General features: G+C 73.0%; 10 protein-coding genes. 6 read left to right on the forward strand and 4 right to left on the reverse strand.

Going from position 1 to position 13,844, the window contains the following annotated elements; all coding sequences use genetic code 11:
• Positions 1–19: 19 nt before the first annotated feature.
• Positions 20–2,083 (reverse strand): prolyl oligopeptidase family serine peptidase, encoded by a 2,064-nt coding sequence (locus tag AB0E14_RS18645; protein ID WP_362418609.1) that lies wholly within the window; start codon positions 2,081–2,083, stop codon positions 20–22.
• Between the two features lie 356 nt (positions 2,084–2,439).
• Between AB0E14_RS18645 and AB0E14_RS18650 the strand changes: the two genes are divergently transcribed.
• From AB0E14_RS18650 to AB0E14_RS18665, 4 genes are all read left to right on the forward strand, one after another.
• Positions 2,440–2,691: a hypothetical protein gene (locus tag AB0E14_RS18650; RefSeq protein ID WP_362418612.1), complete on the forward strand. Its 252-nt coding sequence runs from the start codon at positions 2,440–2,442 to the stop codon at positions 2,689–2,691.
• A 95-nt stretch (positions 2,692–2,786) separates the two neighbouring features.
• Complete coding sequence (locus AB0E14_RS18655) at positions 2,787–3,593, forward strand: HlyD family efflux transporter periplasmic adaptor subunit (protein WP_362418615.1); 807 nt, start codon at positions 2,787–2,789, stop codon at positions 3,591–3,593.
• A gap of 98 nt (positions 3,594–3,691) precedes the next feature.
• A complete protein-coding gene (locus AB0E14_RS18660; protein WP_362418651.1) occupies positions 3,692–5,860 on the forward strand; it encodes an NHLP family bacteriocin export ABC transporter peptidase/permease/ATPase subunit in 2,169 nt (722 codons plus the stop codon).
• Position 5,861: 1 nt separating this feature from the next.
• Entirely contained in the window at positions 5,862–8,780 is a 2,919-nt protein-coding gene (locus tag AB0E14_RS18665) for an NHLP bacteriocin export ABC transporter permease/ATPase subunit (protein ID WP_362418618.1), read from the forward strand.
• Here AB0E14_RS18665 and AB0E14_RS18670 read toward each other — a convergent pair.
• The gene (locus tag AB0E14_RS18670) at positions 8,768–9,994 is read right to left on the reverse strand and encodes an MFS transporter (RefSeq protein WP_362418621.1); all 1,227 of its coding nucleotides are present in this window, start codon (positions 9,992–9,994) and stop codon (positions 8,768–8,770) included. The two genes, AB0E14_RS18665 and AB0E14_RS18670, sit on opposite strands and share 13 nt — an antisense overlap.
• Entirely contained in the window at positions 9,991–10,842 is an 852-nt protein-coding gene (locus AB0E14_RS18675) for a DMT family transporter (protein ID WP_362418624.1), read from the reverse strand. The genes AB0E14_RS18670 and AB0E14_RS18675 overlap by 4 nt, the downstream gene beginning before the upstream one ends.
• Before the next feature lie 151 nt (positions 10,843–10,993).
• Here AB0E14_RS18675 and AB0E14_RS18680 point away from each other — a divergent pair, with 151 nt between their 5' ends.
• Positions 10,994–12,160, forward strand: a complete 1,167-nt coding sequence (locus AB0E14_RS18680) for an AI-2E family transporter (protein ID WP_362418627.1) — start codon at positions 10,994–10,996, stop codon at positions 12,158–12,160.
• Positions 12,161–12,230: 70 nt separating this feature from the next.
• Here the strand turns inward: AB0E14_RS18680 and AB0E14_RS18685 are convergent, their stop codons facing one another.
• Positions 12,231–13,154 (reverse strand): squalene/phytoene synthase family protein, encoded by a 924-nt coding sequence (locus AB0E14_RS18685; protein ID WP_362418630.1) that lies wholly within the window; start codon positions 13,152–13,154, stop codon positions 12,231–12,233.
• Between the two features lie 152 nt (positions 13,155–13,306).
• On the opposite strand from AB0E14_RS18685, the gene AB0E14_RS18690 reads away from it, so the two are divergent.
• Positions 13,307–13,798, forward strand: a complete 492-nt coding sequence (locus AB0E14_RS18690; protein ID WP_362418633.1) for a hypothetical protein — start codon at positions 13,307–13,309, stop codon at positions 13,796–13,798.
• The last annotated feature ends 46 nt before the right edge of the window (positions 13,799–13,844 follow it).

A 13,844-nucleotide genomic window follows, 5' to 3' on the forward strand; every position in this document is an offset into this window, starting at 1 on the left:
CAATAGCCCGCGAGAAAACTCACCGAATATTCGCGGCTTCTTCACCACCCCCGAGACGCTGCCACAGGAACGTGTGCAGCAGGGCGTTGTTGTGCGCCACCTGTTCGTTGTCGCTGGCGCCCGCGTGCCCACCGCCCGTGTTCTCGTGCAGCAGCACCCGGTGTCCCAGCTCCCGCAGCCGTGCGGCCGTCTTGCGCGCGTGACCCGGGTGGACGCGGTCGTCGCGGGTGGAGGTCATCAGAAGGACCGGCGGATAGGCACGGTCCGCGGCGAGCCGGTGGTACGGGGAGAGTTCGCGCAGGTGCGGGAGATCGGCCTCGTCGTCCGGGTCGCCGTACTCGGCGATCCAGGACGCGCCCGCGAGGAGCTTGTGGAAGCGGGTCATGTCGAGCAACGGCACCTGGGCGACGATGGCGCCGAACAGCTCGGGGTGACGGGTGAGCATCGCGCCCATGAGCAGTCCGCCGTTGCTGCCGCCGACGGCGCCGAGCCGCTCCGGGGTGGTGATGCCGCGCGCGACGAGGTCCTCGGCGACGGCCGCGAAGTCCTCGAAGGCGCGCGGCCGGTTCGCGCCGAGCGCTGCCTGGTGCCAGTCGGGCCCGTACTCCCCGCCGCCCCGGATGTTCGCGATCACGTACGTGCCGCCCCGCTCGAGCCAGGCCCGGCCCCGCACCGATCCGTAGCCGGGGGTGAGGGAGACCTCGAAGCCGCCGTAGCCGTACAGCAGGGTGGGCCCGGGCCCGGGGCCGCCGGTGGCGCGGTCGGGGCCGATGACGAAGTACGGCACACGGGTGCCGTCCCGGGAGTCGGCGAAGAACTGGTCCACCGCGAGGCCCGCGGCCTCGAAGCGGGCCGGGGCCTGCTTGAGGATCTCGGTGTCCCCGCCGACGCTCCCCCGGTAGAGGGTGGAGGGCTGGAGGAACCCGGACACGTCGAGGAAGTACTCGTCGGAGACGTCGGGGTCGGTGTCGACGACGGTGACGGCCGAGAGCGGCGGTACATCGGTGAGGGGCCGGCGCGTCCAGCCTCCGCCCGCTCCGCCCCCCTCGCCGGCGCCACCGGGGGTGAGGATCTCGATGCGCGCGCTGACGTCGCGCATCGTCTCCAGGAGGAGGTGGTGCCGGGTCCACGAGTGCCCGGCCAGGGCGGTGCGCTCGTCCGGCGCGAAGAGCACCTCGTGGGTGCGGTCGCCCGCCAGGAAGGCGTCGAAGCCGAAGGCGAGGAGGGAGCCGGCGGGGCGGCCGAGCCAGTCGGACTTCAGGGTGACGATCAGATGGTCCCGGTGGGCGTAGGCCCGCGCGTCGTCGGGGACGTCGATCTTCACAAGACCGTCGTCGGCGGTCAGGAGGTAGGTCTCGCCGCGGTAGAAGTCCTGGGCGCGGCCGACGAAGTCGCGCTCGAAGCCGGGTGTGGTGTCGCGCATCCCCCAGGCGGACACGTCCCCCGGTTCGGCCTCGAAGACCACGTCGGTGGTCTCCAGCGGGGTGCCTCGGCGCCATCTGCGGACCGTACGGGGATAGCCCGAGTCGGTCAGCGAGCCAGGGCCGAGGTCCGTCCCCACGAAGACGGTGTCGGCGTCGATCCACCCGATCCGGGTCTTGGCCTCCGCCACCCGGAACCCGCCGTCGACGAACTCCCGGGCGGCGAGGTCGAACTCACGGACCTCGACGGCGTCACCGCCGTCGCGCGACAGGCACACCAGCGCGAGGTCGTCCTCGGGCCTGCGCACCCGCGCTCCGCCCCACACCCACTTCTTCCCCTCGGCCGCGGCGAGCGCGTCGAGGTCGAGCAGGACCTCCCACTCCGGGTCGTCCTTGCGGTACCGCTCCAGGGTCGTGCGCCGCCACAGTCCCCGCACATGCGCGGCGTCGCGCCAGAAGTTGTAGAGGAACGCGCCGCGCCGGGTGGTGTACGGAATGCGGTCCGAGGCGTCCAGCGCCTCCCGCAGCCGCTCCTTGAGGTCGGCGAAGCCGACGGCGGCGGAGAGCTCGGCCGCGGTCTCGGCGTTGCGCTCGGCCACCCATGCCAGGGCGGCCTCGCCTTCGACGTCTTCCAGCCACAGGTACGGATCGTCATCGCTCATCCCCGCATTGTGCAGGCGTTCGCCCCGGCGCACCTGCCGAAAACCTGCACAACGTGCGCCGGTTGACGCGGGCCCCCTTCACCGTTCCTCGACTCCGGCCGTTCGGGAATCGTCGGGGCGACGCCGATCTGTCCGGTTGGTGCCGCGCTCTCTTCGGGGCCTCGGAATGTGTTACTCGTTCCTGCGGAGAAGATGTCGGCGTTCCGTGAATATGGCGCCACGGCCGTTTCCCGAGGAACACATCCGCCCACGTGGTGGCGTCAACCGAATTGGTCCGCCCACCCGTTCGCGTGCTTTGATCGGCGCCCTGCGGCCGCAGAAACGGATTCCCCCCCAACAAATGAAGGGTGCGCATCATGCGTCACGACCTTGAGACCGTTGAGATCTCCGACGCCGACCTCGACGCCGTGTCCGGCGGTCTGGTCTCCGTCTCCGGTGGCCTCGGCGGCGCCGTGACCAGCGACGTCACGGGCCTGCTGGGCACCGTCGGCTCGCTCCAGACGGTCCAGGGCGTCCAGGCCATCGCGACCGGCGTCCCCGGCCTGGCCCAGGGTGTCACCGGCGTCTCCGTGAACGCCACCGGCATCACCGGTATCGCCGGCCTCTGAGCCGACAGCCGCCCGCGAACCCCGGAACTTCACCGTTCCGGGGTTCGCGGGCACCCCGTGTCCAGCCCGTACGAACGCAGTCGAGGGAATAGTCCGTGCAGTTCCGCCAGAAGGCGCTTTCCAAGCTGCAATCGCCCGAGGAACTCGACGTGCCCGTGCGCTTCGCACGCCCGCCGGGCCGCCTCGTCCTGGCCGTCACGGTCGTCGTCATGGCCGCCGCCGGCTACTGGGCCCTCACCGGCACGGTGGCCGCCAAGCTGAGCGCGCCCGGTGTCCTCACCCACGCCGAGGGCAGCTATCTGCTGCAGAGTCCGGTCGCGGGACAGGTCACCGAGGTCCTCGTCGGGGAGGGCCGCACCGTCTCCCCCGGCGCGCCCGTACTGACTGTCCGCACCGACCAGGGGGACCGGCCCGTGCGCGCGGTGGCGGGCGGCCGGGTGACCACGCTCTTCGCCACCATGGGACAGGTCGTCACCACCGGGGCGGACGTGGCGACGGTGGAGCGCGTGACCGACCCGGACGCGCCCCTGGTCGCCGTCCTCTACCTTCCGGGCGACAGCGCCGCGACGCTCCGCGTGGGTGCATCGGTCGACCTCGGGGTCCAGTCGGCCCCGCGCGACCGCTTCGGCGTACTGCGGGGACATGTGAAGGCGGTGAGCCGCACACCCCAGACCCGGGAGCAGATCGGCTCCTTCCTCGGCGACAGCGGGCTCGCCGCGCGCTTCGCCGCGCAGGGCAACCCGGTCGCTGTCCTGGTCGCCCTCGACCGCTCCGTCGCGACCGCCTCCGGCTACGCCTGGTCCTCCGCGGACGGCCCGCCGCACACGCTCGACTCCGGCACGCCGGTCACGGGCGCCGTCCACCTCGCCGCGCAGCGGCCCGTCGACTGGCTGCTGCCGTGAGCGCCCCCACCGAGTCCCCGCAGGGCAGGTCGCGTTCCCGCTCCGGGTCCCGTGGCTCGGCGCGCCGACTTCCGCCCGCCCGGCGCCGTCGCGCACCGGTGCCCACGGGCCGCCGCACCCGGACCGTCCGCACCCCGACCGTGCTGCAGATGGAGGCCGTCGAGTGCGGCGCGGCCGCCCTGGCGATGGTGCTCGGCCACTACGGCCGGTACGTCGCCCTCGAAGAGCTGCGGATCGCCTGCGGTGTCTCGCGCGACGGGTCCCGGGCCAGCAACATCCTGAAGGCGGCGCGTGGTTACGGCCTGCAGGCCAAGGGCATGCAGATGGACCTGGCGGCCCTCGCCGAGGTCGAGGCCCCGGCCGTCCTGTTCTGGGAGTTCAACCACTACGTCGTCTACGACGGCATGGGGCGCCGCTTCGGCCGCCGGGGCGTGTACGTCAACGACCCCGGCAAGGGGCGCCGGTTCGTGCCCATGGAGGAGTTCGACACGAGCTTCACCGGGATCGTCCTCACCTTCGAGCCGGGCCCGGGCTTCCGGCGCGGCGGGCGCAGGCCGGGCGTGATGGGCGGTCTGCCGGCCCGGTTGCGCGGCACGTCGGGCACGATGGCCGCCGCCGTCGTCTCCAGCCTGCTGCTGGTGGTCGTCGGCGCGTGGGTGCCCGCGCTGAGCCGTACGTACATCGACATGTTCCTGATCGGGAACCAGACCTCCCTGCTCACCGTGCTCTTTGCGGCGATGGCGACCGCGCTCGTCCTCACCGCGACGCTCACCGCGATCCAGCAGGCCAACCTGCTGCGCGGGCGGATCATCTCCTCGACGCTGGGCAGCGCCCGCTTCCTGCGCCACCTGCTCCGGCTCCCCCTCACCTTCTACGCCCAGCGCAACCCGGCCGACCTGGTGCAGCGGCTGCAGTCCAACGACGCGGTCGCCGAGACCCTCGCCCGCGACCTGGCCGCCGCGGGCGTGGACGCCGTCGTGGTGCTGCTCTACGCCGTGCTGCTCTGGACGTACGACCCCCAACTCACCGTCGTCGGCGTGGCGGTGGCGCTGCTCAACGTGGTGGCCATGCGGATCGTGCTCCAGCTGCGGGCCACCGGCACGCAGAAGCTGCGCGCCGAGAGCGCACGGCTGACCAACACCGCCTACAGCGGACTGCAGTTGATCGAGACGATGAAGGCCACCGGCGGCGAGAACGGCTTCTTCCGCCGCTGGGCCGGGCAGCACGCGACCACCCTCGACGTCCAGCAGCGGCTCGGGGTGCCCAGCGCCTGGCTGGCGGTCGTCGCACCCACCCTGGCCGCGCTGAACAGCGCGCTGATCCTGATGATCGGCGGCCTGCGGGCGGTGGAGGGCCATCTGACGGTCGGTCTGCTCGTCGCCTTCCAGGCCCTGGTGACCAGCTTCACCGCGCCCCTCACGCGCCTCAACGGCGTCGCCGGCCGGATCCAGGACTTCGCGGCCGACGTGGCCCGCCTCAAGGACGTCGAGAACTTCCCCGCCGACCCGGTGTACGCCCGGCGGGAGCCGCCCGCCCGGACCCGCCGCCTCAAGGGCCATGTGGAGCTGGACGGCATCACCTTCGGCTACAGCCCGCTGGACGCCCCGCTGCTCAAGGGCTTCTCGCTGTCGGTGGGCCCCGGACAGCAGGTGGCGCTCGTGGGCGGCTCCGGCAGCGGCAAGTCCACGGTCTCCCGGCTGATCTCGGGCCTGTACGCGCCCTGGGAGGGCGCCGTACGCATCGACGGAATGCGTCTGGAGGACATTCCCCGCAGCGCGCTCGCCGCGTCGGTCTCCTTCGTCGACCAGGACGTCTTCCTCTTCGAGGGCACGGTCCGCGACAACATCGCGCTGTGGGACCCCTCCGTCCCCGACGAGGCCGTGGTCGCCGCCCTGGAGGACGCCGCCGTGTACGACGTCGTCGCCCGGCGGCCCGGGGGCATCCACAGCCGCGTCGAGCAGGACGGCCGGAACTTCTCCGGCGGCCAGCGCCAGCGGCTCGAGATCGCCCGTGCTCTGGTGCGCCGCCCCAGCGTCATGGTCCTCGACGAGGTGACCAGCGCCCTGGACGCGGCCACCGAGCAGATCATCATCGACAACCTGCGGCGGCGCGGCTGCGCCTGCGTGGTCATCGCGCACCGGCTGAGCACCGTCCGGGACAGCGACGAGATCCTCGTGCTCGACCGCGGCACGGTCGTGGAGCGCGGCCGGCACGCCCAGCTGGTCGCGGCCGGGGGCGCGTACGCCGAACTCGTCAAGGAGACCTGAGGTGACGTTCCCTCACCAGCCGACGCAGCAGCCGGCGGTCGTCGTCGACCCCGTCGTCGCCGCCCTCGGGGGTCTCGGTACGCCGATCGGCTGCACCGGCCTCGGCAGCGTCCCGCTCGAAGGCCCGCACGTGCTGTGGCTCGTCGTCGACGGCGCCATGGACCTGTTCGCCGTGGACGCCGCACAGCTCGGCCCCTGGCACTTCCTGGGCCGGCTGACAGCGGGCAGCCTGCTGCTGGGCCCGGTCGAGGGTCCCGGACACACGCTCGTCGGGCGCCCCCTGGAGGGGTGCCTGCTGCGCCGCGTGGAGCTGCGCGAACTGCAGCCGTACGCGTACGGAGGTCAGTGGCAGGAAGGTCAGTGGCAGGGCGATCCGTGGCAGGGAGGTCAGGGGTACGGCGGACAGTGGTATGCCGACCAGGGCGCGTACCAGACGGCCGAGCCGCAGCTGAGCCCGCTGGAGCACGCCTTCGCGCTCGGCATCGGGCGTGGTCTGCGGGTGCTGTACCAGGCGCCGGACGGCGGCGCGGGCGACGAGCCCGGTGGGGCCGACGACGACGTCCTGTGGATGCAGATCGCCCCCGGCAGCGTCCTCTACGGGGCCGCGTACGAGGGGTACGGCGACGACGCGGCCGGCACGCTCCTCGTGGACCCGGCCATGTGGCAGGGCATGGTCGACCAGCAGTTCCGGCTGTTGTACGCCCTGGACGGCTGGATCGAGGAGCTGGAGCGCGCGCACGAGGACCGCACGGCGGCAGGGATCGAGGCGGGGCGGGCCGCCCGCACGCAGGCGGACCGGGCGCTGCTCGCCTCCATAGGCCGGTCGGGCACGTCCGGTCGGCCGGGTGGGCGCGCGGGCGACGACGCGACGTACGCCGTCTGCCGGCTGGTGGCCGAGGAGGCGGGGATCACGCTGGCCGGGGCCGCGGAGTCGAGCGGCCTGCCCGGTCGCCTCGACGCCGTCGAGCGGGTCGCGCTCGCCTCGCGGATCCGTACCCGGACCGTCCGCCTCGACGGCCGTTGGTGGCGGGAGAACAGCGGGCCGCTCGTGGGGCGGCGAGAGGCGGACGAGGCCCCGCTCGCGCTGCTCTGGCGGCGCGGTCGGTACGAGGCCTTCGACCCCGCCACGGGTGCGCGCGAGCGGCTCGGGAAGACCGGCGCCGCCGCCGTCGCGCCGCGCGCCGTGATGTTCTACCGGCCGCTGCCCGACCGGCCATTGGGCCTGCTCCAGCTGCTCCGCTTCAGTGTGCGGGGTACGCGTGCGGAGCTGCGGACCCTGCTGCTCTCCGGTCTGGTGGCCGTCGGCCTCGGCGCGCTGGTGCCCATCGCCACGGGCAAGGTGCTCGGCGACTACGTGCCCCGGGGCGAGACCGGGCTCATCGTGCAGACGGCGCTCGCGATCCTCGCGACCGCGGTCGTCTCCGCCGCCTTCATGCTGCTGCAGAACGTCTCGATCCTGCGGCTCGAAGGCCGGATCGAGGCCACGCTCCAGCCCGCCGTCTGGGACCGGCTGCTGCGGCTGCCGACCCGGTTCTTCGCGGGCCGCTCGACCGGGGAGCTGGCGAGTGCCGCCATGGGCATCAGCGCCATCCGACGCGTGCTCTCCGGCACGGGCCCGGTGGTCGTCCAGGCCGGCACCGTCGGCACGATGAACCTGGTCCTGCTGCTCGTGTACAGCGTGCCCCTGGCGCTCACGGCGCTCGCCCTGCTGGCCGTCGTCGCGGCGGTGTTCCTCGGCCTCGGACTGTGGCAGCTACGCCATCAGCGGCGGCTGGTCAGGCTCGGCAACAGGCTCAACAACCAGGCCTTCCAGACCCTGCGCGGCCTGCCCAAGCTACGGGTCGCGGCGGCCGAGAGCTTCGCGTACGCCGCGTGGGCGGGCGAGTTCGCCCGGACCCGGGAGCTGCAGCAGCGGGTCGGCCGGATCACGAACGTCCTCACGGTGCTCGGCGCGGTCTGTCTGCCCTTCTGCACGCTCGTGATGTTCATGCTCCTCGCGGGACCGGCCCGGGGGTCGATGTCCGCCAGTGAGTTCCTCACGTTCAGCACCGCCGTGACGATGCTGCTGTCCTCGGTCACCCAGCTGACCGGCGCGCTGCTGTCCGCGGCCGCCGTGCAGCCGCTGTTCGAACAGGTCGGGCCGGTGTTCCGGGAGACGCCCGAGGTACGGGGGTCCAGCGCCCCGCCCGGCGAGCTGACCGGGGCGATCGAGGCCGAGAACCTGTCCTTCCGCTACACCGAGGACGGTCCGCTGGTCCTCGACGGCGTCGACTTCCGGGTGCGTCCGGGCGAGTTCGTGGCGGTCGTCGGCGCGAGCGGCTGCGGCAAGTCGACGCTGCTGAGGCTGCTCATCGGCTTCGACCGGCCCTCGTCCGGCAGCGTGCGCTACGACGGGCAGGACCTGGCGGCGCTCGACCAGGCGGCCGTGCGCCGCCAGTGCGGTGTCGTCCTGCAGAACGCCCAGCCGTTCTCCGGCACGATCCTCGACTGCATCTGCGGCGCCGAGACCTTCCCGCTGGAGGACGCGTGGGCGGCGGCCGCGATGGCGGGCCTCGCCGAGGACATCAAGGCCATGCCGATGGGGATGCACACGATGCTCTCCGACGGCGGCGGCACCATCTCGGGCGGTCAGCGCCAGCGGTTGATGATCGCCCAGGCGCTGATCCGACGGCCCCGGATCCTCTTCTTCGACGAGGCCACGAGCGCGCTGGACAACGAGGCGCAGCGTGTGGTGATCGAGTCCACCCGGGCCCTGAACACGACCCGGGTGGTGATCGCCCACCGGCTGTCCACGATCATGGACGCCGACCGGGTGATCGCCATGGCGGACGGCCGGATCGTCCAGCAGGGCTCACCGGCCGAGCTGCTCGCGGACACGACCGGACTCTTCCACGAACTGGTCCGGCGTCAGCTGCGCTGATCGCCCGCCCGGATGCCGCGCGCCAGGTACAGGCCGGTGCCGGTGGCGAGCAGGGTCACGCAGCCGGTGAAGATCAGCCCGGCGGCGTCCAGACCCAGCCACATCGTCAGTGCTCCGACGCCGACGACCGGCAGCGAGATGCCCGTGTAGGCGACGACGAAGAAGGAGGAGACCGTCGCCGCCCGGTGCGCGGGCGGGGCCGCCTCGCCGACGGCGGTCAGTCCCGCGCGGAAGGCGAGCCCCTGGCCGATGCCGCCGCAGACGGCTCCGGCCACGAGCAGCGGCAGGGTCTCGGCCCACAGGGACGCACCGACGAGCAGCAGCCCGAGCACCAGGATGGCGCAGCCGAGCGGGAGGGCGACCCGCCCGGGCATCCGGGCCGTCCACGACTGGCCCACCGTCGAGGCGAGGAACACGGAGAAGACGACGAGGCCCGAGACGGCGTGGTTGGTGATGTCGAGGGTCTGCGCGACGAAACTCGGGGCCACCGCCGTGAAGAGGCCGAGGAGCGCGAATCCGGCGAAGGCGGCAAGGGCCGAGGGCGCGAACACGGCGCGGACCTCGGGCGGTACGTACAGCCCCTGCGGCCTCAGCCGGGTCCGCAGGCGCGGGTGCTCGACGGTCTCCGGCAGGAACAGGACAATGACGCAGGCGACGCCGACCAGGCCGAGGTGGACGAGGAACGGCAGGATCAGTGGCTCCGGGGCGTACTGCGCGAGGAGCCCGGCGAGCAGAGGTCCGCAGCCGAGGCCGCCCATGTTCGCCGCGGTCGCGGCGAAGCCCGCACGTGACTTCCGCTCCGGCCGCGCGAGTTCGAGCACCGTGACCGTGCCCGCCCCGCTCAGCAGTCCGGCCGAGAAGCCCGACAGGATCCTGCCGGCGAACAGGAAGGGCAGCCCGCCCTCGAAGAGGAAGCAGAGCGCGCTCGCGGCGGCGAAGCCGAGCGCCGCCCACAGGACCGGGCGGCGCCCCACCCGGTCCGAGTGGTTGCCGACCAGCAGGAGGGTGGCGATCACTCCGACGGCGTAGCTGGCGAAGATGACCGTCACCATCAGCTCGGAGAAGCCCAGCTCCTCGCGGTAGAGCCCGTACAGCGGGGTGGGGATCGTCGTGCCGGCCATGCCGATGGCGAAGACCACGGCGGCCGCGACGTATCCGAGGTGCCCCCGCCGGCGGGAGGTGCCCCGGACGGTCCGCGCGGTCTGGCCGGTCATGTCGACGCCTCGCCCCGCGCGAGGGCGAACACGCCGACGACGACGAGACCGACGCCCAGCGTCTCCGGTACGAGCCACCAGCCCACGCGTACGTCCTCCTCGTAGATCAGGATGCCCAGCATCAGGCTCACCGTGGCGTCGCCCAGGGTGAGCGCCGGCTGGGAGGCGACCAGCGGTCCGCCCTGCATGGCGTGTTCGAGCAGCAGGAGCGCCGCGATCCCGGCCACACAGAAGGCGTACGTCTGCCAGGCCGTCAGGAAGCCGGCCAGACCGTCGTCGTCCAGGATGTGCATGGACGTCTTCATGAGGCCCGCGGTGAGGGCGTAGCAGATCGCGGTGGCGGCGCCGAGGCACCCGGCGCGGGCGCGGCCCGCCGGCCTCCGCAACCCGGCCACCGTCAGGGCCACGACCGCGGCGGCGGCGATCGCGAGCGCCGGGATCCAGCGGTCGAGCGGCACGTGCGTGCGATTCCCGTCGGGCGAGGCGGCCATGAGCGCCACCCCCAGGCCGACCACCACCGCCGCCACGGCCCCCCACTGTGCCTTCGGCAGCCGTTCCCGTGTCATCAGGGAGGCGATCAGCAGCGCGAGCGGCAGTTCGAGGACGAACAGCGGCTGGACGAGCGAGAGCGGGCCGGTCGCCAGGGCCGCGGCCTGCCCCACTCCGGCGACGATGACGGCGAGGATGCCGGCCAGCCAGAGCGGGCGCTTGAGCAGATCGAGGATCAGGCCGGGCCGGAACGAGTCGGTCTGACGGACGGTGAGCGCGGCGCGGCGCTGCAGCACGGTGGCGAGCGCGTTGCTGAACGCGGCGCACACGGCGAAGAGGACCGGCAGGACGACACTCACCTCCCGATGGTCACGGTCGTCGCCGGACAGCCGGGTGACGACACCGGGAGGGGCGCGCGGTTCACCCGCTACGCGCCCCTCCTGCCGCCGGTCGGCCGAATACCGGGCCGCGCGCGTGGGCGGCCCGGTCCGTGGTGGTACGTCGTTGGCCATGCAACCCGGCACCCCGCCCCAGGTGATCCCGTTCCTCCGTACCGCCGCCGCCTACGCCTGGCGGCTGCTCGTCGTCGGCGCGCTGGTGTACAGCCTGTTCGCCCTGCTCGGGCGCTTCCACGAGATCGGGGTGGCGGTCTTCCTCGGCCTGGTGATCACGGCGCTGCTGCGTCCGGTGGCGGACCTGGTGGCCAAGGGGCTGCCCCGCCCGCTGGCGGTCACCCTCACCCTCCTCGGGAGCATCGCGCTGGTCCTGGGCGTGCTGGCGCTGATCGGCGAGGCGGTGGAGGGCGAGCGGACGACGCTGGTACGGGAGTTCCGGGACGGCATCGACCGGATCGAGGACTGGCTGGAACGGCCACCCTTCCGGGTGAACCCGGAGGCGCTCTCGGATGTGCAGGGCAGGATCGGGCAGTTCCTGTCGAGCCATCGTTCGGCCCTGGTCAGCGAGGCGGTGAGCGGCGCCCATCGGCTGGTGGCGGTCCTCACGACGCTCGCCCTCGCGCTCTTCTGCTCGGTGTTCTTCATCCACTCGGGAGACCGGCAGTGGGTGTGGCTGCGGGAGCAGCTCCCGGCGGGCGTACGGGAGCGGATGGACATCGGCGGCCGGGCCGCCTGGCGCACGTTCACGGGATACACGCACGGAATCGTGCTGGTCGCGGCGGTGAACGCGATCCTGGTCGGGCTCGCCCTGTGGCTCCTCGGGGTACCGCTCGCGATCCCGTTGGCGCTCCTGGAGTTCGTCGCCGCCTTCGTGCCGCTGATCGGCTCCCCGATCGCGCTCGCGGTCGCGGCGATCGTGGCCCTGGCCTCCCAGGGGCCGTGGATCGCGGCGATCGTGGTGGGCCTGATCGTGATCATCGGTCAGATCGAGGGCCATCTGCTGCACCCGATCGTCATGAGCTGGGCGGTGCGGCTCCATCCCCTGGTGGTGGCGATCTCGGTGATCGCGGGCGCGATCGCCGCCGGTGTGGTGGGGGCGGTGGTGGCGGTGCCGCTGGTGTCGGTGATCTGGTCGGTACGGGTCGCGCTGCGGGACTGGGGCCGGGCCAAGGCTGAGGCTGAGGCTGAGGCTGAAGGTCAGGGTGAGGGTCAGGGTCACGCTGAGGGTGAGGAGGCGGGCCCGGGGGCGGGGAAGGGCGAGGGTGGGACGGAGGAGGGGTGAGCCCGGTGGGGCGCGAGCGACAACGCCACGTGCGGCCGGACCGTGGCGGTCCAGCCCGACACCCCGTACGTCACCGGCCCGCGAGGGTCTCCCCGACGAGCACGCGCAGCGCCCTCATCTTGGGCATCTTCGCCGGAACGTCGAGCAGGGCGGCACCGCTGCGCCGTACCGCCCGAAGACGCAGCCCCTGGACCCGGAGCAGCGCCCGGACGAACGGGCGGACTCCCGGCTCGACCAGGGACGTGAGAGCGCGCCCGGCCAGCAGGCGGTCCTCCGCCTTCGCCGCCTGCTCCTGGAGCAGGCGCGTCAGTGAGGCGGCGTCGAACTCCCCCACGGCGAGGCTGTCGAGGTCCATGCCGTGCGCGGCGAGGGTCTCCAGCGGGATACCGATGCGGCCGGAGCGCAGGTCCTCGCTCAGGTCCTCCAGCCAGTCGAGGCGTTGCATCGCCTCGATCAACAGCCGACAGGCGCGCACGAACTCCGGCTCCGTCGTCGCGGGCCTGGGGAGGAGCCCGGCGGTCAGCATGAAGGCCGGCATGGCGTAGTCGTCGACGTAGCGGTCCACCTCGGCCTCGGTGGTGAAGCCCTCCCACTCCACTTCCGCACGCGCCCCGGCGAGGAACTCCTCCACGCGGGCGGGGAGCAGCGGGTGGCGCTCGGCGCTCCTGGACAGCGCCCGGAGGACGGCCTGCTCCGACGTGCCGGTGGTCAGCGCCTCCCTGCTGCACGCCGCCCATCGCTCCCACGCCGCGCGGCGCTCGGCGGGACCGCCCCGGTCGATGTGGTCGTCGGTGACGTGCATGTAGGACACGGCCGCGACCACGTCCGGCACGAGTGCGGCCGGGAGCAACAGGCGTACCGCGACGTACTCGGCGGGCGCGAAGCGGGCCACGACCTCGCGCTGGTGGTCGTAGTCGCTCCGGGCCGAGGCGTCGGTGATCCCGGCGCCGGTGAGACAGTGCCCCCAGGATCGCCACAGGATCCTGCGCTGCATGGACTCCCCCACTGCTACCGGTGGGCCAGGGTTTCGGGCCCGCGGCGTCACCTGATGATCACGACTTCCGCCCGGACACTACCCTGCGCCCTCCAGGGTCGAGCGCCCGCGTGCCGTCGAGGATCTCGATCACCATCCGGTACAGGTAGGTCATGGACGTCGAGCAGATCATCGATGAGCTGTACGGGGTGGCGCCGAGCGAGTTCGTCGCGGCGCGGGACGCCCGGGCGGCGGAGGCGCGGAGCGCCGACGACCCGTCGGCCGCGAAGCGGATCGCGGCGCTGCGCCGGCCCACCCTCGCCGCCTGGGCCTCGAACCGGTTCGTACGGGAACGGCCGGAGCAGGTCCGGCGGCTGCTGGCCCTCGGCGAGACGCTCCAGGAGGCCCACCGGCTCCTGGACCCGACCACGTTCCGCGAGGCGGCCGGGCAGCAGGGCAAGGTGATCGCGGCGGAGGTCCGGGCGACGGCGGCGCTCGCCGAGGAGGCGGGGCACCCGCTGAGCGCCTCGGTCCAGCAGGAGGTCGAGCAGCTGCTCCGCGCGGTGCTCGCCGACCCGGACGTCGCGGCGGAGTGGTCGGCGGGCCGCCTCGCGAACTTCCGGTCGTCGTCGGCGTACCGGTCGAGCAGGCCGTCGCCGGACTGAAGAGCGTGGGCGTACGGATCCTCGCCGCCGACGGCGCCGGGCAGGA

The organism is Streptomyces sp. NPDC047981, from assembly GCF_040653315.1.
Classification (GTDB): domain Bacteria; phylum Actinomycetota; class Actinomycetes; order Streptomycetales; family Streptomycetaceae; genus Streptomyces.

Bases quoted from the DNA above. Each gene is read 5' to 3' on its own strand.
- AB0E14_RS18645 (WP_362418609.1), bottom strand. From the start codon at position 2,083: ATGAGCGATGACGATCCGTACCTGTGGCTGGAAGACGTCGAAGGCGAG.
- AB0E14_RS18650 (WP_362418612.1), top strand. From the start codon at position 2,440: ATGCGTCACGACCTTGAGACCGTTGAGATCTCCGACGCCGACCTCGAC.
- AB0E14_RS18670 (WP_362418621.1), bottom strand. From the start codon at position 9,994: ATGACCGGCCAGACCGCGCGGACCGTCCGGGGCACCTCCCGCCGGCGG.
- AB0E14_RS18680 (WP_362418627.1), top strand. From the start codon at position 10,994: ATGCAACCCGGCACCCCGCCCCAGGTGATCCCGTTCCTCCGTACCGCC.
- AB0E14_RS18685 (WP_362418630.1), bottom strand. From the start codon at position 13,154: ATGCAGCGCAGGATCCTGTGGCGATCCTGGGGGCACTGTCTCACCGGC.
- AB0E14_RS18690 (WP_362418633.1), top strand. From the start codon at position 13,307: ATGGACGTCGAGCAGATCATCGATGAGCTGTACGGGGTGGCGCCGAGC.